Source organism: Pseudomonas sp. IT-P395 (assembly GCF_949767675.1).
GTDB lineage: Bacteria > Pseudomonadota > Gammaproteobacteria > Pseudomonadales > Pseudomonadaceae > Aquipseudomonas.
Genome location: NZ_CATKPW010000011.1, coordinates 669749 through 688764, shown reverse-complemented (window position 1 = coordinate 688764; position 19016 = coordinate 669749). Strand labels below are relative to the sequence as shown.

At 59.5% G+C, this 19016-nt stretch carries 18 protein-coding genes; 6 read left to right on the top strand and 12 right to left on the bottom strand.

All coding sequences use genetic code 11. The features are described from left to right. Positions 1–15: 15 nt before the first annotated feature. From ACM6IN_RS11710 to ACM6IN_RS11665, 10 genes are all read right to left on the bottom strand, one after another. Positions 16–1713 (bottom strand): putative porin, encoded by a 1698-nt coding sequence (locus ACM6IN_RS11710; protein ID WP_095112037.1) that lies wholly within the window; start codon positions 1711–1713, stop codon positions 16–18. Positions 1714–1752: 39 nt separating this feature from the next. Continuing rightward, positions 1753–2457: an energy transducer TonB family protein gene (locus ACM6IN_RS11705; protein WP_414916061.1), complete on the bottom strand. Its 705-nt coding sequence runs from the start codon at positions 2455–2457 to the stop codon at positions 1753–1755. A 3-nt stretch (positions 2458–2460) separates the two neighbouring features. Continuing rightward, complete coding sequence (locus ACM6IN_RS11700) at positions 2461–2886, bottom strand: ExbD/TolR family protein (RefSeq protein ID WP_007915482.1); 426 nt, start codon at positions 2884–2886, stop codon at positions 2461–2463. An 11-nt stretch (positions 2887–2897) separates the two neighbouring features. After that, positions 2898–4694, bottom strand: coding sequence for a DUF2341 domain-containing protein (locus tag ACM6IN_RS11695; protein ID WP_414916060.1), 1797 nt, complete (start codon positions 4692–4694; stop codon positions 2898–2900). A gap of 14 nt (positions 4695–4708) precedes the next feature. Then, positions 4709–6307 carry a ShlB/FhaC/HecB family hemolysin secretion/activation protein gene (locus tag ACM6IN_RS11690; RefSeq protein WP_414916059.1) on the bottom strand — a complete coding sequence of 533 codons (1599 nt, stop codon included), beginning with the start codon at positions 6305–6307 and terminating at the stop codon, positions 4709–4711. Between the two features lie 56 nt (positions 6308–6363). Beyond that, positions 6364–6975, bottom strand: coding sequence for a transposase (locus ACM6IN_RS11685; protein ID WP_414916058.1), 612 nt, complete (start codon positions 6973–6975; stop codon positions 6364–6366). Between the two features lie 232 nt (positions 6976–7207). Then, the gene (locus ACM6IN_RS11680) at positions 7208–7627 is read right to left on the bottom strand and encodes a hypothetical protein (RefSeq protein WP_123375410.1); all 420 of its coding nucleotides are present in this window, start codon (positions 7625–7627) and stop codon (positions 7208–7210) included. Positions 7628–7894: 267 nt separating this feature from the next. After that, complete coding sequence (locus ACM6IN_RS11675) at positions 7895–9103, bottom strand: DSD1 family PLP-dependent enzyme (protein WP_414916094.1); 1209 nt, start codon at positions 9101–9103, stop codon at positions 7895–7897. A gap of 74 nt (positions 9104–9177) precedes the next feature. Further along, entirely contained in the window at positions 9178–10506 is a 1329-nt protein-coding gene (locus ACM6IN_RS11670) for a D-arabinono-1,4-lactone oxidase (RefSeq protein ID WP_414916093.1), read from the bottom strand. Between the two features lie 76 nt (positions 10507–10582). After that, positions 10583–10936 (bottom strand): c-type cytochrome, encoded by a 354-nt coding sequence (locus ACM6IN_RS11665; RefSeq protein WP_123375413.1) that lies wholly within the window; start codon positions 10934–10936, stop codon positions 10583–10585. Positions 10937–11305: 369 nt separating this feature from the next. On the opposite strand from ACM6IN_RS11665, the gene ACM6IN_RS11660 reads away from it, so the two are divergent. The 4 genes from ACM6IN_RS11660 (at position 11306) to ACM6IN_RS11645 (ending at position 15478) form a co-directional block, all read left to right on the top strand. After that, positions 11306–12931: an NADP-dependent glyceraldehyde-3-phosphate dehydrogenase gene (locus tag ACM6IN_RS11660; RefSeq protein ID WP_414916057.1), complete on the top strand. Its 1626-nt coding sequence runs from the start codon at positions 11306–11308 to the stop codon at positions 12929–12931. A gap of 129 nt (positions 12932–13060) precedes the next feature. Further along, positions 13061–13411, top strand: a complete 351-nt coding sequence (locus ACM6IN_RS11655) for a DUF3302 domain-containing protein (protein WP_007915457.1) — start codon at positions 13061–13063, stop codon at positions 13409–13411. 5 nt (positions 13412–13416) lie between these two features. After that, positions 13417–14376 (top strand): HlyD family secretion protein, encoded by a 960-nt coding sequence (locus ACM6IN_RS11650; protein ID WP_123375416.1) that lies wholly within the window; start codon positions 13417–13419, stop codon positions 14374–14376. Positions 14377–14437: 61 nt separating this feature from the next. After that, positions 14438–15478 (top strand): FUSC family protein, encoded by a 1041-nt coding sequence (locus ACM6IN_RS11645; RefSeq protein ID WP_414916056.1) that lies wholly within the window; start codon positions 14438–14440, stop codon positions 15476–15478. A gap of 3 nt (positions 15479–15481) precedes the next feature. Here ACM6IN_RS11645 and ACM6IN_RS11640 read toward each other — a convergent pair whose 3' ends face one another. Next, positions 15482–16375 (bottom strand): DMT family transporter, encoded by an 894-nt coding sequence (locus ACM6IN_RS11640; protein ID WP_123375417.1) that lies wholly within the window; start codon positions 16373–16375, stop codon positions 15482–15484. A gap of 137 nt (positions 16376–16512) precedes the next feature. Here ACM6IN_RS11640 and ACM6IN_RS11635 point away from each other — a divergent pair, with 137 nt between their 5' ends. Continuing rightward, entirely contained in the window at positions 16513–16950 is a 438-nt protein-coding gene (locus tag ACM6IN_RS11635; RefSeq protein ID WP_007915449.1) for an Lrp/AsnC family transcriptional regulator, read from the top strand. A gap of 58 nt (positions 16951–17008) precedes the next feature. Then, a complete protein-coding gene (locus ACM6IN_RS11630) occupies positions 17009–17338 on the top strand; it encodes a YceK/YidQ family lipoprotein (protein ID WP_007915447.1) in 330 nt (109 codons plus the stop codon). 43 nt (positions 17339–17381) lie between these two features. On the opposite strand, the gene ACM6IN_RS11625 is transcribed toward ACM6IN_RS11630, so the two are convergent. After that, the gene (locus tag ACM6IN_RS11625; RefSeq protein WP_095112028.1) at positions 17382–18737 is read right to left on the bottom strand and encodes a hypothetical protein; all 1356 of its coding nucleotides are present in this window, start codon (positions 18735–18737) and stop codon (positions 17382–17384) included. Positions 18738–19016: the final 279 nt, after the last annotated feature.

Genomic DNA, 19016 nt, shown 5'->3' with positions numbered 1-19016 from the left:
CCCTCTCCCGGCGCCTTAGAAGCGCGTGTTGATCTCAAGCTGCAAGACGTCGATGTCGAACGGCGCGCCGTACACCGCTTCGGTGCTCATCCAGCGACCGGTCGCGTATACGTTCTTCGCCAGACCGTAGTTGCCGCCGATGAAATAGCCCTTGGCGTTGGTGCCGCCAAGGTGGAATGACGAGTCGTTGAAGCCGTCCGGCAAGGCATCCGGCTGGATATACTTGTAGCCGGCGAACATGTTCCAATCGCCCTGCTTTTTCAGGTCCAGCGCGCTGCCGAGGGTGAATTGCACCATCCACGCATTGGCGCCGCTTTCGATGTCGCCGTTGCTGTCGAGGTTGTTGACGATCTGCCCGGCCGAACGCTTGCGCATGTCGCCTTCGTCGTACGCGAGGTTGTGGATGTAGTTGCCCTGGCTGCGCAGTTTGAAGTCTTCTGGCAGGTCGGCGTCCCACACTACGTTCAAGTCCAGCAGATTGAATTCGGAAGCGAGACCAACGAATTGCGGCTGCGGCGTGGTGGTCGGGTTGAGCGGGTTCGGCGTGATGTCGCGCAGCAGGAACACGCTGTTGCCCTTCTGCATGAACGCCGCGCGGCTGCCGTCGCTGTCACAGCCCGGCGCGCCGGCCCACGGTTCGCAAGGGCTGGAACGCTGGCCTTGAATGTCGTCGAAGCGGTAGTAGGCCAGTGCACCTTTCAAACGGTTGTTGCTGTTGATTGCCCATTTGGCGCCAATCTGCGCGCCGTACAACCACTTGTTGTCGCTCTCTTCCTTGTCGAAACCGTTGCTGCTGGCGGTGTCGTTGGTGTAGTCCACCGGGAACGCACCGACGGTGCCGAACACGCCCCAATCGCGATTGAGTTTGTGGTCGAAAATCGCCGCCACGCCGTCGAAGTTCAGGTCGTTGGAATAGAGCATGTCGGTGGACATGAACGGGTTGGCGAAGCGCCCGCCGGTCAGGGTCAATTCATCCGTAGGCTTCCAGTTCAGGTAGCCCTGATCGAGCCAGATGTCCTTTTTGGCGAAACCGCCGCCGAGGTTTTGCGTGGTCGATACCGGGTTGTTGTCCGAGCCGGTGCCGATACGAATGCCGGCGGTCCATTGCGGCGAAATCTCTGCTTTCATGCCCAGCCTTGCGCGGATGCGGAACTGGTTGGTGCGATCTTCGCGGGTGTTGAGCAGCGGCGGCAGATTGGTGCTGCTGTTCGGATTGACGTCGTACGGGCCGTTGTTGTTGAGCTTGGCGAAGTCGACGATCTCGTTGCTGTTGCTGTCCGAGTAGTAGCGCGATTCGTTGCGCAAGCGAATGTCGCCGTCGAAACTGATGCGCGCAGCCCATTCCGGGAAGCTGTTGGGCGCGGCCCAGTTTTCCTGTTTGGCGGTGGCCATGACCTCGGCTTTGACCTGATCACGAATCTGGTCGCGCACCGCTGCCGGCACGTATTGCACACGGACGTCACCCGGCGCCGCCACTGGCCCGGCCGCCACGGCGGTGGATGCCGCAGCCTGTTTGGCCTGGGCCGCTTCGTTCTGCGCCTGAGCAATCAGTGCGTCGGCCTTGTCCTGCTTCAGAATGCCCTGCTCGACCAGCAAGCGGATCAGATTGATCGTGGCGTTCTCCGAGGGCGCGGGCGCTGCCACGGCCTGACCGACCAGGGTCGCAATGACCATGCCGACCGCCAGGGACAATCGATTCACGTTGGAAATCATCTGCACACAACTCCTTTTGCCAAAGCGTAAATAAATGAATTAACCCGGACGCCGCCCTTGCAGGGACAGGCGCACAGGCAAAGTGATGGAGGCCGGTGGCCGTTCGCTGAGGGCCGGGGCACCGCGCAGCGCCGCCAGCACCTGAGTATCGATTTCGGGGTTGCCGCTGGACTTGATCAGCTCGACGCGGGTGATCTCGCCGACGCTGCTCAGCCAGACATCGGCCTGCAACGAAAACGCGAGGTTGCGCAGCTCAGGGTTCTCACGCAGCAAACGCTGGAAGGTGAACGCCAGAAACTGGCTGTACGTCCCGGTGCCCAGACGCCCGCCACCAGTGCCAGCCATGCCGCCACCCTTGCCCGCGCCGATGTTGAAAGCGTCGTTGCCGGACTGCGCATCGCCGTCCATTTGCATCGGGTTGGCCAGATCATCCGCCGGGGATGGCGGCGCTTCTTCCTCGGGCTTGACCTCTTCTGGCTCGGGCGTTGGCTCCGGCTCGACGACTTTTTCTTCCACCGGGTTTTCCGGTTCCGGCGGTTTTTCCGGCGGCGGAGGTGGCGGTGGTGGCAACGGAATGATCGTCGGCACCTTCGGCGCTTCGCGGCGGATGCCGCTCATGTCATTGGCCCACTGCCACAGAAACCATGCGGCGAGTGCACCGATGAGCAATCCGGCGCCCCACTTCGCGTAACGCAGCGCTGGCTTTTTCACCGGCAGCGGCTCGATCGGGAGTTGTGCGGTCATGACTCAGCCCTGACTCGGTTTGCCGGTCACAAGACCGACTTGGGACAGTTCGAGCCGGCGCAACAGATCCAGCACTTCAATGACTTTTTGGTATTGCACCGTCGCGTCGCCGCGCACGATCACCGGGAAATCCGGACTCTGTGCCTTTTCGATGCGCAGGCGTTCTTCCAGCTCGGCCAACGTCACCGGATAGGCGTCGAGGAACACCTGGCCGCCGTCGTTGACCGAAATCGCTTTGGTCTTGGCCTCGGACAGCGACACGGAGGCGCTGGCCTTGGGCAGGTTGATCTGGATCCCGGAGACCTGCGCGGTGGCGGTGAGGATGAACATCACCAGCACCACCATCAGCACGTCGACCAGCGGGGTGATGTTGATGCTGTCTACCGCGGCATCTTCGTCATCGTCGTGGGAGGCATTTACAGACGCCATGTCAGTGCTCCTCAGGCCGGTACGGAGTGGTTGGCGTGATGGCCGCGATGCGCCGACTCACTGAACTGACTCTCGCCGTGCATCTCCGCCAGCCGCGTGATGAACTCGTCGACAAACACACGCATGTCGGCGCTGACTTCCTTGTTGCGGGTGATCAGGCGGTTGTAGCCAAACAGCGCCGGGATCGCAACGAACAGGCCCATCGCGGTCGCGAGCAACGCGGCAGCCATACCCGGAGCAATGGCGTTGATGTTGACGTCACCGGCCATTGCGGTGCCGAGGAACACCACCATGATCCCCAGCACCGTGCCGAGCAGACCGATGTACGGGCCGCCGGCGATGGCGTTGGACAGGGTCGAGAGCTTCGAGCTGAGCTGCTGGTTTTCGCGGGTACGCACGCCGTCCATCGAGCAACGGATCGCTTCGATGGTCGCAGCCGAAACCGAGGAGGTATCGGCGCCCTGTTCGCGGCGAGTGCGGATCTCTTTGACCGCCACCAGGTACAGGCGCCACAGCGATGAATGCTGCAAGCGCTGGGCGAGTTGCGCGTCGTCGGCGAACATTTCCAGACGCGTACCGACTTTGGCGAACTGCACACGGAAGTCTTCGTTGGCGGCAGTGACGCGGCTGAGGCTGCGGTTCTTGCGCAGCATGATGATCCACGACTGGAACATCATCAGCACCAGCACGGCGATGATCACCCAAGCGTCGATTGGCACCGCGTTGAGCAGAAAGCCGAGGCTGCCGAAACCGAAACCGGACTGTTCTTCGTCGACACCGTAAGCGACCAGTTTCGACTCGGCGCCTTGCGAGGTCGCGTCGGCCAGCAACAGCGGCGCCGGGCGTGAAACTTTCGACAAGCGCAATTCATCGATAGCGCCCACGAACGGCTGGAACGGGCCTTCGTGCACGTCAGCGCCGATGGCCATGACCGAGTTGAAGGCTGGCATCGCCTGGGCGAGCGTGGCAGCTTCGCGACCGTTGATGAACAGGGTGACTTTGGAACCTTCAGCGGTCAGCGCGACGTGCTGCCATTGGCCTGGATTCAGCGCTTGCGTGGCGACGGCACGTTGGCCGTCGATCTCTACAAACGGCACACCTTGGTTGGCACCGATCAACAGACTGTTGGTGCCCTCACGGCGAGCGAGAATCAGTTGCTCGCCACTGGCCTGATCCAGACGCAGCCAGGCACTGAAAGTGAACGCACTGCCGGTGTTGTGTTGCAACGAAGGACTGGCCGGCAGCAACAACGGCTGGCCACTAAACTGCAAGGCGCGCCCAACCACGCCGTCAATCGCCGCGCCGGTCGCGCTTTGTGCGGTGTTGCCGTAGGCGGTGGTGTCTTTCGGCGGGGTGCCGGTGGCGCCGTCGAAGTGATACAGCGCGGTGTAATTCGGATCGAAGGTCAGTTGGCCGTTGCCGGTCGCCGGCGCCTTCTGATTGCCGTAATACATCCAGATGTCCTGGCGCTGACCACCCTCGACATTCGGCACATCGACCCAGATCAGCGCCATGCCCATCAGCGCATCGAAGCTTTCGATCTGGTGGTTGAGCACGGTCTTGTCATCGGCAGCGACGAAGCGCAGATCGGCGCCGTCCTCTTTCACGCCGTCGAAGGTGAAGTTGCCGGTGTGCAGGCGCACCAACAGCGCGGTGCGACCGAGGGCCTGATTGATCGCCGCGCCTTGTGGCGTGGTGTCGACAGCGATCTGTTTGCGGTAATGCCAGTCGTCCTGCCACCAGGCCTGAGCCGTGGCCGGGAGCACGAAGCCCAGGCAGATCAACAACGAAAGAAAGAGGCGCTGCATGAACGTGCTCCTTGTCAGAAAGTGGCTTGAAGGTTGAAGTGCAGGCGCGATTCCTGTTTCGAGGTGTTCGGCCCTTCGAGTAGCGGGTAGCCCCAGTCGAGGCTGCCGGACAGCCATTTGCTCAGGCTGGCGCGGGTGCCGAGACCGACGCTGGCCAAGGCGTAATTGGCGTCCTGATCCGGCAGTTCGTCGCGCAGGTAGAGTTGCGCGCCTTCGGCAAAGGCGTAGAAACGCCAGTCCTGCATCCATGTGCCGGCGTACTTGGCCAGCGATGGCGTGCGCACTTCCTGGCTGAGCAGCACGCCGTCATCGCCGGTACGCTCGGCGGCCAGATAGCCACGCACCGAGGTCGCGCCACCGGCAGAGAACTGTTCGTTGGAAACCAGTGGCCCCGAGGCCAACTGGAAAGCGGCTTTGCTTGCGCTCTGCCAGTCGCTGTCGAAGGTCCAGGTGTAGTTGGTGTCGCCCTTGAGCACGGCGAAGCTCGGTTTGGCGCGGTAGCGTTTGTAGTCGAAGTCTTCGTCGGAACTGCCGTAGCCGAAGATGCTGCGAGTGGCGGCGACCAGGCTCAGACCGAGGCCGAGCTGGCTCTTCTCGGTGTAGCGATAGCCGTTGTAAGCGAAGGTAAAGGGTGCGTATTGCAGCGGGACTTTGTCGCTCTCACCGGACAAGGTCAGGCGTTCGTCGAAGTCCTTGAAGTCGATGCCGGCGGACAGCGAATTCGACCAGCTACCGCTGGAGGGCAGCGTGTAAATCGCCGAGACGCCATAGGAGTGGCCCTTGCCGAGCACGTTGCTGCCGCCGATGGTGGCGACGTTGCTATCGGACTGGTAACCGGAGAACTGCACGCTCCAGCGATCGGTCAGCGGCGCGGTGTAGGAGCCGGACCAGACCTTGGCGTTATCGGTTTCCTGCGGCGCAGTGAAGAACGTCAGGTTGACGCTATGGCCGAGTTGCCAGAGGTTGTTGTAGCCAAGGCTAGTGACCGTGCGCAGTTTTTCCGTGTCGGCGCTGTAATCGTTGTTGAGGCCGACACTCGCAGTCCACGGGTTTTGATCTTCGACCTGCAAATCGACGTCCATGGTGCCGGGGCGCTGACCTTCGCGCACCAGTGGCATGACTTGCCGGCCCGGGGTTTTGTTGAGCTGCGCGAGTTCGCCCTGAACCTTGGCGAAGTCCGGCACCTCGCCTTCCTTCAGCGCCGGGACGTCGTCGCGGATGTCCAGCGGCGAATAGTGTTTGGCGCCGACCACACGTACCCGGCCGACCTTGGTTTCGCTGACTTGCAGGTAGACGATGCCATCGGCAACGGCTTGCTCGGGCAGCTCGACGAACACTGATTGATAGCCGCGTTGCTGATAGGCCTTCTGCAATGCGTCGCGCGCACCTTCGATGTCACTGAGGGCTTTTTGCGGACCGAGGAACGGGTACACCGCCTCTTCGATCGCCCGCGCATCGAGCACGGTGTTGCCGCGCACGAAGTACTCGTTGACGTCGACCAGACGCTGGGCCGCTACGTTGTTGGCGGCCTCTTCGGCCAATGCCGGCTGCGCGCCCGCCGTCACCAGCAGCCAGCCCCACAGCGCCAGCCGTGACTTGAAAATCGGTTCCACACTACCCCCTGAATTCGCGATGACCTGTTGGCGTTTCGAACGCCGCGTGTATGGCGTCAATTGCTGGCTGTCGAGACACAGGCGTGTTTGCCCAGCCACGTGTGCAAAAGCGCGAAGTTCAACGAGAACTCGGGCATTTGCAGCAAGGCACCGCAGAACACTTCGCCGATGATTTTTTGGATGAGCAGCACCGCGCGCGGCTCGTTGAGCAGCGTGGCGATGTCGCGACTGAGGGCGTTGAAGCTCCAGACTTTCTGGTTCAGGCCAAGACCGACGAACCAGCGGAACAGCAGGTTGTAATTGAGCTGTTCATACAGTTGCTGCTCGCTGGGCACCGAATACAGCAGTTGCAGAAGCAGGATGTGCATGACCGTTTGCGCGGGAATCAGCATGCCCGGTTCGGCATTGAGGTCGTGCAGGAGCTCGCGGTGGGCGTCGAGCAAGTCGTCGATCTGCGGGCGCAGCAACACCAGCGAATGGCCCGGCGGAATGTAGCTGGAGACCTCTTTCAAGGCGCCCTGCCAGTCATCCTGCGAGACAATCCAGACCCATGGCGCGCCGTAGCGATACACCGAAACCGGCTTCTTGCGCGCGGCTTCGACGATCTTCGACAGGCGTTGATCGAGTTCCTGCATGCCCACTTTCGAGTAGCGTTCCATAGTCCCCATTGCCTCACTCCCGGCGTCCCGCCTCGGCTTGTGAAAAGCGCCCCGTTGGGCCCCTCAAGCGCGTTACATAGGCATGACCGGACTGGCGATGTGCTACCGAACTTTTGTCATAAAAGCTTCATTACAGAATTGGTCGAGAAATCACAGACACAACAAAATACTGTGGGAGCTAGCCATCGCTAGCAGGTTAGCTCCCACAGGTTTTACACTTTTATCGAGATTTGGCTTTAAGTCAGTTCGGGGTGGACAGATCAAACCGACCATGCACTGTGATTTTAGGGTGAGGCGCGCCGTCCTGTTCCTTTGCCAGTTTCATTTGCATATTGAAGACAGCACTTACTTTACTCGATGACTTTTCAATAAATGTATCAATGCCGCCTGAAATCGGCTTGTATTCGAGACTGTAAAACTCACCATCCTCATCAAAATACTCCGCAGAAAATCTGTTGTACTCCAAGTGACTGCTGTTCGAAGGAAATTTAAACCTGAAGTACTTACTGAGCAGTCTAGGAGTCTTTAATACGACAAAAACTTCTACAGCTTCGTGTGAAAACTCAAGAAAGGACTTGTCAACCTCATAAGGCCCTTGCCCCTCAATCTCTACTTTCGCTTCGCCGACAGCTTTTGATTCTGATTCAATATCAATAGTCATCTTAAACATCCTTATAAGCGGAATCTCGCATCAATGAAAAAAAGCTTTTTAAGCTTTATCGCTGGACTTTCAACAAAAGCCTATAATCCTGACTCTGTCACACACTAAATAGGCTCAAATTTTATCCGCGTCTACTGTAAAACCTGACAGTAGACAGATGCGCCCTTCCATGAAACTCCCGCAATGGCTTTGATAAACCGACCGGATGATCGAATCGTTTTTTACTTCCTTACATGTCTTTCACCGAACATTTTAGAAGTTCAAAAATCAAGAATAAACCGGCCAGATTTCGACGAGCCTGCCACCCCGCACCGCTAACAAATCCCCAAACTGCAACAGCACTGCTTCAGTCTGCGTCGGACGCAGGAAGACTTGATCTTCCACAACCAATCCCACGGCATTCGAGCCATTGACCATTTCCTGATTCGAGCTGCGGCCGTACACCCCATTACTCTGCAAACCGGCTGGCGATTCGAACTCGGCCATCCAGTTGCCGCCGTAGATGAAGAAAGTCTGGCGCTGATTCTGGTCCCACCACGAAAACAACTTCGACTTGCCATCCAGCGCCGGAATATTCACCGCACCAGTGTTTTTCAATACGGGCGTGGCGATGTAGGTCGCGGGGACGTGTTCGGTGAGCGATGGCAAATCGTAGTGCGTCGGTTTGAGCATCGCCGTGCCCACCGAAACTTCAGTGCTGAGCTTCTCTTTTTCATGAATGCGATAACTCGGGCTGCCAGCGGTGTTCAGGCACAAACCGTCATGCCACAACGCTGGAAACTGCTGCCGGGTGAAATCGACGCAGCGCTGATAAATCACCATGACCTTGGCGAATAGTTCTTCCGGCGAGCCGAGAATCCCCGGCACGCCCATGCCTACGAACGGGTCGTAACCCATGAACCCGGCGAATTCCAGGTGCTGCGGGTTGGCGCTGATCAGTCTGAGCATCTGCCCCAGCACCTGCTCATCACTGACCCCGCCGCGATGCAGGCCGACATCCAGCTCGATGTTGATGCGCATCCGTGTGCCCAAACCCTTCGCCAACGCAAGGTATTGCTGCAAACGTTCGGGGCCGTCGAGCAGCCATTGCAGTTGCTTTGCGGGATCGAACGGACCTTTGTGGGTTTGGTAGAACAGCTCTGCCGAACGCACCGGCAATGGCTTGCCGAGCAGGATGTCGGACTGTGGAAATACCTGCGCATCATGATTGAGAAACGGCTGATGGAATGACATCAATTTTTGCGTCCCGGCACGTTGTGCGATGTAGCTCAACAGTCCCGGTGACGGCAGCGACTTCTCCACCAGGCGCAATTGTTTGCCGCCGCGCCTGACCGATTGCATCACCACATCAATGTTGTGATCGAGCCGATCCAGGTCGATCAGCAGCACCGGGCGCATCGGGCCTTTTTCCTTTAACTCTTTGTTCAGTGCGCGGAAATAATCGCTGTACGGCGCGCCGTGGTCTCCCGGCCGCAACCACGCGCCGACGCCCACCAACAATGCGCCAAACCCCAACGTGCCAAGCAGAAAATTGCGTCGATTGACCGCCATCAGCTCACCCCCAATATCGACGCCAGATGCGCATTGAGAAAGCGCCCGCTCGGATCCAGTGCCTGCCGCACATCGACAAACTCGCGCCAGCGCGGATACAGCGCTTGCAGGTTCTTCGCGTTGAGCGTGTGCAACTTGCCCCAGTGCGGTCGGCCGTTGTACTTCCAGAAGATCGGTTCAACCGCCGCGAAGAAGTTGTGATGATCCATCTGGTAGTGCTGATGCACCGAAATCGAACAGCTGTCGCGCCCTTCGAACATGCTCAACGGAATGTCGTCAGCCTTGACGTAGCGATACTCGATGGGAAACCAGGTGCGCAGATCCTTGTCCTGAATCAGCTTGAGGATTTCCCGCAGGCAGGCCGGGCCGTGTTCGGCAGGCACCGAATATTCCATTTCGTTGAACCGCACGGTGCGTACGTTGGCGTAGATGTCGAACGAGTCGCCGACGCGATCATCGAAACTGGCCAGATGACGCAAGTTGTTGAGCAGCGTGCGGCGCAGGTCGGGGAAGTCGCTGCCGTACTTGTCGATCTTCTCAATCAGGGTGACGAACTCGTTACCGCCCTCTTCTTCCGGGCTGATCGGCGGTGTGGCCGGGTCGTCGGTTTCATTGAGGGCGATGGACAAAGCGTAGTCGGAATGGGTGACGACGAGCATTTCCCAGTGCTGGTTTTCACGGGTGTTCTTGTCGATGTCCTCCAGCAGTTCTTCAGTCTTGGCGATCCACTGGCGTTCGCGCAGGCGATAGGCCGGGCGGTTTTGCAGGCGGATTTTCGTCGCCACGCCGAGGGCACCGAGAGAAACCCGGGCGGCATTGAATACTTCGGCATGGCGTTGGCTGTCGCAGTCGAGCACTTCACCGCTGGCCGTCACCAGTTGCATGCCGCAGACGTGCGCCGAGTACGACTGGAAGTTTTTGCCGGTGCCGTGGGTTGAGGTGGAAATGGCCCCGGCGAGTGTCTGGTAATCGATGTCAGCCATGTTTTGCAGAGCCTGACCGATGTCTTTCAGCGGCTGGCCCATGCGCGACATCGGTGTGCCGGCGGCGAATTCGGCTTGCAAGGTTTTCGCGTCGTGATCGAGCAGACCGTTGAAATAGCTCAGCGACAACAGCGTGCCGTCAGTGGGCACCAGCGCGCTGAAGGAATGCGCCGAGCCGACCGGGCGAATCTTGCCTTGTGCCTGCTTGATGATGGTTGCCAGCTCATCGAGATTCTTCGGCGCCAACCGAGCGGCTGGCAGGCAACTCTGCCCGCCCGACCAGTTGCGCCACGGAATCAAACGCGGCGCACGCATCAACTGGCCCAGTGCCGGGTGGCTCGCCAACGCGCTGAACGCGCCGACAATACTTGCCCGTTGCAACAACTGACGCCGTGTCAGATCCATGGTCATGCCGGGCACCTTATTGAGGGAGGGGCTGGTCGGCCATGAAGCCGATCAATTGCAGGAATTGCTCTTCCGAACACTCGACGCACTGGCCCATCGGCGGCATGCCGTTGTAGCCGTTGATGGCGTGATCGAGCAGCGTGTCAGCGCCCTGCTGGAGGCGCGGCTCCCAGGCTTTGCGATCACCAGTGAGGGGTGCGTTGGCGGCGGGATTGGCGTGGCAGAGCTGGCAGCTGTTGGTATAGATCTGCGCCAGTGCCGAGTCGTTGGGCACGGCGTTATGGGTGGTGACCGGGGGTTTGGGGTCTTCACCGCAGCCAGGCAGCGCCATGGCCAACGCCAGCAGTAGAGTCAGTCGGATTGCCCGCATAACGGCCTCGCTTATTGTTGTGCTCACACCTTAAGGCAGCGGCCGCAGCAGGTTGAGGGCATTGCGGGACATTGAGGGGGGCAAACGGGGCCAGCCAGGACTCGCCTCGGGATCGGCTATAGACACAAAACCCTGTGGGAGCTGGCTTGCCAGCGATAGCGGTGTGTCAGGCAATGAAGATGCTGAAAGTACCGGCCACATCGCTGGCAAGCCAGCTCCCACAGAGTTCGCGGTGTTGCCAGCCCCCTCTGCTCTGCGCCTTTGCGTGACATTCGGGTGACATTTGCGGGTTTAAATTCCGGCGCATTCAGGCGTATAACCTGTGAAGGCTTTTTGATCTGCATACGGACATCAACACGGGGTAGCGACATGACCACAGCAAACATCCTTGGCAACCTGTTCCCTTCTGTCAGCGACATCCCGGAAAAATACCGCCTCGACGCTCAGGTCGAGCAACGCGAATATCTGGTCGACGGCCAGTTGCGCCGCTGGGACGGCCCGCTCGCCACTGTGCGCAGCCCGGTCTATCTGAAAGGCGACAACGGCGACGATCAAGTCATCCTCGGCAGCACCCCGCTGCTCGATGCCGACACCGCGCTCACCGCCCTCGACGCCGCCGTACGTGCCTACGACCGTGGCCAGGGCCTGTGGCCGACCATGCGCGTGGCCGAACGTATCCAGCACGTCGAAGCTTTCCTCGGCCGCATGCGTCAGCAGCGCGATGCCGTGGTGAAGTTGCTGATGTGGGAGATCGGCAAGAACCTCAAGGACTCGGAAAAAGAGTTCGACCGCACCTGCGACTACATCGTCGACACCATCAATGCGCTCAAGGAGCTCGATCGCCGCTCCAGCCGTTTCGAGCTGGAACAGGACACCCTCGGGCAGATCCGCCGCGTGCCGCTCGGCGTCGCCCTGTGCATGGGGCCTTACAACTACCCGCTGAACGAAACCTTCACCACGCTGATTCCGGCGCTGATCATGGGCAACACCGTGGTGTTCAAACCGGCCAAGCTCGGCGTGCTGTTGATCCGTCCGTTGCTCGAAGCCTTCCGCGACAGCTTCCCCACCGGCGTGATCAACGTGATCTACGGCAGTGGCCGCGAAACCGTCAGTGCGCTGATGGCCAGCGGCAAGATCGACATCTTCGCCTTCATCGGCACCAACAAAGCCGCCAGCGACCTGAAGAAACTGCACCCCAAACCACACCGCTTGCGTGCTGCGTTGGGTCTGGATGCAAAAAATCCAGGCATCGTTTTGCCGGAAGTCGATCTCGACAACGCCGTCAGCGAAGCGGTCACCGGTTCACTTTCGTTCAACGGTCAGCGCTGCACCGCGCTGAAAATCCTCTTCGTCCACGAAGACGTGGTCGACAGCTTCATCGAAAAATTCAACACCAAACTGGCCACGCTGAAACCGGGCATGCCATGGGACAGCGGCGTGTCGCTGACGCCGCTGCCGGAGTCGGGCAAGGTCGATTATCTACACGGTCTGGTGGCGGATGCGCGCAGCAAGGGTGCCGAAGTGGTCAACCCCAATGGCGGCGAATCCCGCGCCTCGTTCTTTTACCCGGCAGTGCTGTACCCGGTGAATCCGCAGATGCGCGTCTACCAGGAAGAGCAATTCGGCCCGGTTGTGCCGATCGTGCCGTACCGTCATCTCGATACCGTGATCGACTATGTGCTGGAGTCGGACTTCGGTCAGCAACTGAGCATCTTCGGCACCAACCCGGTGGCGGTCGGTCGTCTGGTCGACACCTTTGCCAACCAGGTCGGGCGGATCAACCTCAACGCGCAATGCCAGCGCGGGCCGGACACTTACCCGTTCAACGGCCGCAAGAATTCGGCGGAAGGTACGCTGTCGGTACACGATGCATTGCGGGTGTTCTCGATCCGTACGCTGGTGGCGACCAAGTTCCAGGACAGTAACAAGGACCTGATCAGCGAGATCATTCGCGGGCGTGACTCGAGCTTCCTGACCACCGATTACATCTTCTGATCACTGTCACCCGCATCATGAATAAGCAAGAAGGCGACCACATGCGGTTCTGATCCAAAGTCGCCAAGCGCCCGGCAAATCAGTGTCTACACTGATGCCAGCACTGTGCTGGATGCCGGGAGCTTGATCATGCTGGATTACTTCGCGTTAGGCGTGTTGGTGTTTGCCGGGCTCGTGCTGTTTTACGGGATCATCGTGCTGCATGACATTCCCTACGAAATTGCTGTGCACCGTAACCATCCGCATCAGGATGCAATCCATGCCACTGGCTGGGTCAGTCTGTTCACGCTGCATGCGCTCTGGCCGTTCCTGTGGATCTGGGCGATGGCCTATCGAGAAGATCGCGGCTGGGGGTTCGGTGACGGCAAATCCGTGCAAAACCATGTCGCTCGCCTGGAGCAACAGGTGAGCGAACTGCAAGGACGCCTCGAGCGACTCGAAGCGGCGAATGCCACTGCTCCCCACAACCGGGAGGGCTGAACGCCATGGATCTACTGCTCATCCTGACTTACGCCGCGATCTGCGTCGCAGTGTTCAAGATCTTCCGTATCCCGCTGAACAAATGGACGGTGCCCACCGCCGTACTGGGCGGCATCCTGATGATCGGCGCCTTGATTTTCACCATGAACTACAACCATCCCTACTCCGAGGTGGCGCGCACTTACTTCGTTTCTGTGCCGGTGATTCCCATCATCAGCGGCCAAGTGATCGACGTGCCGGTGAAAGGGAACGAGCCGCTGGAAAAAGGCGACGTGCTGTTTCGCATCGACCCTACGCCGTTTCAAAACCGGGTGAAGTCGCTCAAGGCGCAATTGATCGCCGCCAAGGGCGATCGCTATCGGATTACCGAATTGATCCGGCGCAACTTCGGCACCCAGCGTGAACTGGATGCCGCGATTGCCCGCACCGACGACCTGCAAGCGCAGCTCGACAACGCCCAGTTCGAGCTGGACAACACCACCGTCCGTGCGCCGAGCAAAGGCTTCGTCACCCATGTTTCGTTGCGGCCGGGGATGATGGCGAGCAAGTTGCCGTTGCGTCCCTCGATGGTGTTCATTCCCGAGGAAGGCCAATATTTTGCTGCGTGGATGCGCCAGAACAGCCTGCTGCGCCTGACCGTCGGCGATGAGGCGGAAGTCGCGTTCGACGGCATTCCCGGCAAGGTGTTCGCCGGTCGGGTGAAAAATGTCATCGGGGTGATTGCCGAAGGTCAGGTGCAACCTTCCGGCACCCTGATCGGCTACACCGGTTCGCCGCCGGCCGGGCGTGTGCCGGTGATCATCGAAATCACCGATCCGGACTTCGCCCAGTACAGCAAGCTGATGCCGGGCGGTGCGTACGGGCAGGCCGCGTTGTACAGTCAGCACTTCCACCACATTGGCACGATGCGCAAAATCCTCCTGCGTATGGCAGCATGGATGAATTACATTTTCCCGTTCCATTGATCTGAACCACCATCACGAGAGGCCCGCACTGAGTACTTACAGCACCCATCGACTTCCGCCCTTGCTGCGCCGTGTCTTGCGACCGTTGCTTGATCCTTATCGACGCTACCGGCACGCGCGGCTGATCCATGCGGTGCGCGTGGCCCTCGGCTTGCTGGCAACGATCCTGCTGACCACCGGCATCAACCTGCCCCACGGCGAATGGGCATCGGTGACCATGCTGGTGGTGATCGGTGGTTTGCAGCACCACGGCAACATCGGCAAGAAAGCCGCCGAGCGCGCCACCGGCACCTTGATCGGTGCCGGCGTCGGGTTGCTGCTGGTGGCGCAGCAGGCATGGCTCGGCATGCCGTGGTTGACGTATTTTGCAATGGCGGTGGTCTGCGGTTTCTTCTCTTATCACGCCATCGGCAAGGGGGGTTACACCGCCCTGCTTTCGGCGATCACCGTGTTCATCGTCGCCGGGCATGGCGACAATCCGATCACCGATGGTTTGTGGCGCGGCGTCGATATTCTGATCGGCATCGCCCTCGCCCTCGCCTTCTCTTTCGCCCTGCCGCTCTACGCGGTGTATTCGTGGCGCTACAACCTCGCCGATGCTTTGCGCGATTGCGCCACGGTGTACGGACGCATCATCAGCGGTCAACCGGTCAGCGCCGATGAGCATTTGAAACTGATGGGCCGTCTCGGCGCGGTGATGGTGCAGCTGCGCTCATTGATGCCGTCGGTGTCCAAGGAAGTGAAGGTGTCCATGACCGAACTAGATGCGATCCAGCGCAATCTGCGCATGTGCATCAGCACGCTGGAGATCCTCGGCAACATCCGCCCGGATGCCAACGATCCGGAAGCCATGGCCCACCTGCAATCCGCGCTGAAGGCCGAGCACCGGCAGATTCGCGTGCAACTGATCGGCATGGCCCGGGCGCTGAAAACTGGCGCCTCGCAACGCCTGGACAGGCCTTTGGAATTGCCGGAGGCCAGCCTCGATGCGCCCGTTTACAGTGCGCTGGATGGCTATCGTTTGTTGACCCGGCAACTGGCGGCGAACGTTACCGAGATGCGCCAGCGCCTGGCAAAAACCGCACCGCGCTGGAACATCTGAGGGTTACTGCGCGGCCAGTCGCCGGGACTTCAAGCCCCAACCCTGTTGCATGCCGGCAGCGGCCAAGAGGATCGCCGCCACGCCGAGCCATTGCAGAACTTCCAGACGATGGCCGAACGCGAACCAGTCGACGAAGATCGCCGCAATCGGGTAGATGAACGACAGTGCGCCGGTCAATGCGGTCGGCAATTTCTGGATCGCGCCGTACAGCAGCACATACATCAGACCGGTGTGGACGATGCCCAGCGTCACCAGACTGGCCCAGGCGCTCGGGGCTTGCGGCAGCGCACTGAAATGCGCGAACGGCGCCAACAGCAAGATCCCGGTGCAGACCTGAATCAGCGCGATCAGATGTGGCGGCGTGCCGGTCAGGCGCTTGATGATCAGCGCTGCAATCGCATACAGAAACGCCGCACCCAACGCCAACGCAATCCCCATCAGATAGTCATTGCCGCTCTCGCCCTGAGTGCCATGGGCACTGACGATCGCCAACATGCCCATGAACGAAATCGCCAGCCAGAACAACTTCTGCAGAGTGATTTTTTCGCCGAGAAACAGTGCCGCCAACCCGACCAGCATAAACGGCTGCACGTTGTACACCGCCGTGCCGATCGCAATCGAAGCGCGAGAATACGAGGCAAACAACAGCACCCAGTTACCGACAATCGCCGCCCCGCTCAGCACCGCGAGCAAGAACGTGGTGCGAGTCAGAATGCCCGGGCGCAGAAAGCCGAAAGCGGCACAGATCAACAGCAAGGTGCCGGCGCCGAACACGCAGCGCCAGAACACTACATCGAGTACCGGTTGCCCGGAGACCAGCACAAACCAGCCGATCGTCCCGGATATCAGCATGGCGGCGGTCATTTCAAATGAGCCGTGACGCAGTGTCTTGTCCATCATTGATCTCCTGTCTTTGTGGCAAAAGTATGCCAAGCGAACACGCAAACGCTCCAGAGCAAAAAGCAGGCTAAACTCGCAATCTGCCTTTTTTATCGAGGGTGGTTTCCGTCAATTGCCTAATGCTGGAGTTTTCCATGACCGACGACATTGACCAGATCCTCATCAGCGCCTTGATGGAAGATTCACGGCGCTCACTCAAAGCGCTGGCGCAGATCAGTGGATTATCGTCGCCAAGCGTGGCTGAACGCTTGCGGCGCTTGGAGGAACGCGGTGTGCTCAAGGGCTATACCGTCGAGATCGACCCGAAATGCTTTGGTTACCAATTGCAGGCCATCGTCCGGGTGCGGCCATTGCCGGGACAGTTACAGGAAGTTGAACGGCAGATTCTGTCGATTCCCGAATTCACCGAGTGCGACAAGGTGACGGGCGAGGACTGCTTTATCGCGCGCCTGCATGTGCGCTCGATGGAACAACTGGACACCCTGCTCGACCGCCTCAATACCTTGGCCGAAACCAACACCGCGATCGTCAAGAAGACGCCGGTCAAGCGCCGTTTGCCACCGATGGCCTGAGTGCTTTTTCCGCACGTTCGGCGTAGATTGAGGTTTTTCCGGCGAAGGATTGGCGGTAATGAGATTTCAGGCAATGGTGTTGGCAGCGTTGACGCTTGCCGGTTGCGGGACCGTACAGACCGTGGTGCGCAGTGATCAGGCTGCGGTGGACAGCCTCAAGGAGCAGAAAAGTTATTGCGGGGCGGTGCCAAGGATTTACAGCGGCCTCGCCTACGACTTTTGCAGCCTGCATGCGCCTCTGGGCAAGGGCGTTGATGCCGACGATTACAAAAACGCCGCGATTCCCGTGGTGTTGATCGATGCCGTGGTGTCCGGGGCACTCGACACGCTGTTGCTGCCCTACACCGTCTACAAACAGCAGACTGATGGCAGCATCGTGATCAACTGAAAAAAGCCTGCGCACGCCGAAACGTGCGCAGGCTTTTCGCTTCTTACTCCAGCAGTTGCTGCAGGCTCGGGTCACGAATGACTTTCTGCAATGGCTGCGGCGTGGCGTTGTTGGTGGACTTGAGCATTTTCAGTTTCATGTCCGACGCTTTGCTGCACGCATTCTTGCCGTCAGCATAGATGCCGCTCATGTCGCATTTCCACTCGAAGTAATTCACCAGACCGCCGGACAACTGCAGGCTGTAGTCAGTGCTTTGAGTGCCCGGCGTGAAAGCATGGCCGGCCGGAATGTTCTGGAACCACTTCATCCATTCAGGCGAACCCGGCTGCGGCGCATTGGCCTGGAACGTTGGATTCATGATCGCCACTTGCGGCGTTTCGGCGGTCGCATGGCAGCTCAGGCAGGAACTGTTGGGGTTGTCCACCGGACCATTGAGGCGACCGTTCCAGCCCAGATGGGTGGGCGGCAACTCTTGGGTCTTGGCGTTGATCGCCGTCTGTTGCAATGCGGGGTTGATCTTGGTTTGCGTCGGTTGCGGGTTGGTGAAGTCGTTGCCGATTTCTTCCGGATCGTTACCCCACATGATCCCTACCGGGACAAGGTTGTCCCAGCCCGGCTTGCCGGTTTTCGCGCCGTTGTACTGAAAGGTGCCGAAGATCCAGCCAGTGGCGCTCATGCGCTGATCGCGCACGGCGATGTCCATCTGAATCAATGCGACATCCTTGACCTTGCGATTGGCCGACGTGAACGTTTCGGTGACGTAGCCCTTCCACAACACCGGGTTCACCAGGAACGGCACGGTGCTGCGATCGATATCGGCGAACAGGGCTTTGCAGACTACGGTGCCGTCGGGGAAGCTGTTGGGTGCCGATGTGTATTTCGGATCAGGGTTGTTCGGGTCTTTCCAGACCTCTCCGATGGTATAGGCACCGATGTCGTTATAGATGCCCACCGCGTAAGTCTGGCCGGTGGCGGTCTGCGTGGGGGCGAGTTGCTTGACCTGGATCTGCGCCTCTTTGGTCAGGCCGTGAATCCCTTCGCGTCCCAGCGGGCCATAGTGCTGCCACGGCATGTGATACCACTGACGTTTTTTATTGTTCTGCACGTACCAATCAGCCTCGACGTTGCCTTCGAGGCAATAGGTTTTGACTTCCTCCATGTACGCACGCCAAGTCTCAAAATTGTTATCTGGCTTGGTCGGTAGATTCTTGAAAAAACCGGGTAGCGGTACTTTCGGCGCTGTGGCCGGGTAATTCTGGCTCAACTCAAACAGTGGGCCAGAGTATTGGCTGGAAGGTGGTTGATAGCCGAAGTCAGGATAGACGCCGGCGAGGGTTGACGCGCTGAACAGCGCGGTGGTGACGGCCAGTACAGCCAGTTTTCCTTGGGGCTGGTTCATCGATGATCTCCTTGATTGGGACAACGCCTGCAATGGCAGGGCCTCCATTATTTTTCTGGTATCAGGGTCCCGGTCGTTCGCCGGGATACGGTCACGGTGCATGGAGTTTGGCGTGGTTCACCTCCCGGTTTTCACTGGACGAACGAATACAGTCGCTCTCGACCGAAAGGCCTAGCGATCAACAGCAAGGGAAGTGAATGCGAGGGACGCAGGAATTACACGAGGGGGGCTGGTTACCGACTCCTGTCGATCAGGCTACTGCTCTTCCTTGGTAATTAG

What these genes read in the sequence shown, in the direction of transcription:
- ACM6IN_RS11685 (WP_414916058.1), bottom strand. Translation starts at nt 6,975, where the DNA reads ATGGGGACTATGGAACGCTACTCGAAAGTGGGCATGCAGGAACTCGAT.
- ACM6IN_RS11630 (WP_007915447.1), top strand. Translation starts at nt 17,009, where the DNA reads ATGAGATTTCAGGCAATGGTGTTGGCAGCGTTGACGCTTGCCGGTTGC.
- ACM6IN_RS11650 (WP_123375416.1), top strand. Translation starts at nt 13,417, where the DNA reads ATGGATCTACTGCTCATCCTGACTTACGCCGCGATCTGCGTCGCAGTG.
- ACM6IN_RS11680 (WP_123375410.1), bottom strand. Translation starts at nt 7,627, where the DNA reads ATGACTATTGATATTGAATCAGAATCAAAAGCTGTCGGCGAAGCGAAA.
- ACM6IN_RS11660 (WP_414916057.1), top strand. Translation starts at nt 11,306, where the DNA reads ATGACCACAGCAAACATCCTTGGCAACCTGTTCCCTTCTGTCAGCGAC.
- ACM6IN_RS11705 (WP_414916061.1), bottom strand. Translation starts at nt 2,457, where the DNA reads ATGACCGCACAACTCCCGATCGAGCCGCTGCCGGTGAAAAAGCCAGCG.
- ACM6IN_RS11640 (WP_123375417.1), bottom strand. Translation starts at nt 16,375, where the DNA reads ATGGACAAGACACTGCGTCACGGCTCATTTGAAATGACCGCCGCCATG.
- ACM6IN_RS11710 (WP_095112037.1), bottom strand. Translation starts at nt 1,713, where the DNA reads ATGATTTCCAACGTGAATCGATTGTCCCTGGCGGTCGGCATGGTCATT.
- ACM6IN_RS11695 (WP_414916060.1), bottom strand. Translation starts at nt 4,694, where the DNA reads ATGCAGCGCCTCTTTCTTTCGTTGTTGATCTGCCTGGGCTTCGTGCTC.
- ACM6IN_RS11665 (WP_123375413.1), bottom strand. Translation starts at nt 10,936, where the DNA reads ATGCGGGCAATCCGACTGACTCTACTGCTGGCGTTGGCCATGGCGCTG.
- ACM6IN_RS11625 (WP_095112028.1), bottom strand. Translation starts at nt 18,737, where the DNA reads ATGAACCAGCCCCAAGGAAAACTGGCTGTACTGGCCGTCACCACCGCG.
- ACM6IN_RS11700 (WP_007915482.1), bottom strand. Translation starts at nt 2,886, where the DNA reads ATGGCGTCTGTAAATGCCTCCCACGACGATGACGAAGATGCCGCGGTA.
- ACM6IN_RS11655 (WP_007915457.1), top strand. Translation starts at nt 13,061, where the DNA reads ATGCTGGATTACTTCGCGTTAGGCGTGTTGGTGTTTGCCGGGCTCGTG.
- ACM6IN_RS11635 (WP_007915449.1), top strand. Translation starts at nt 16,513, where the DNA reads ATGACCGACGACATTGACCAGATCCTCATCAGCGCCTTGATGGAAGAT.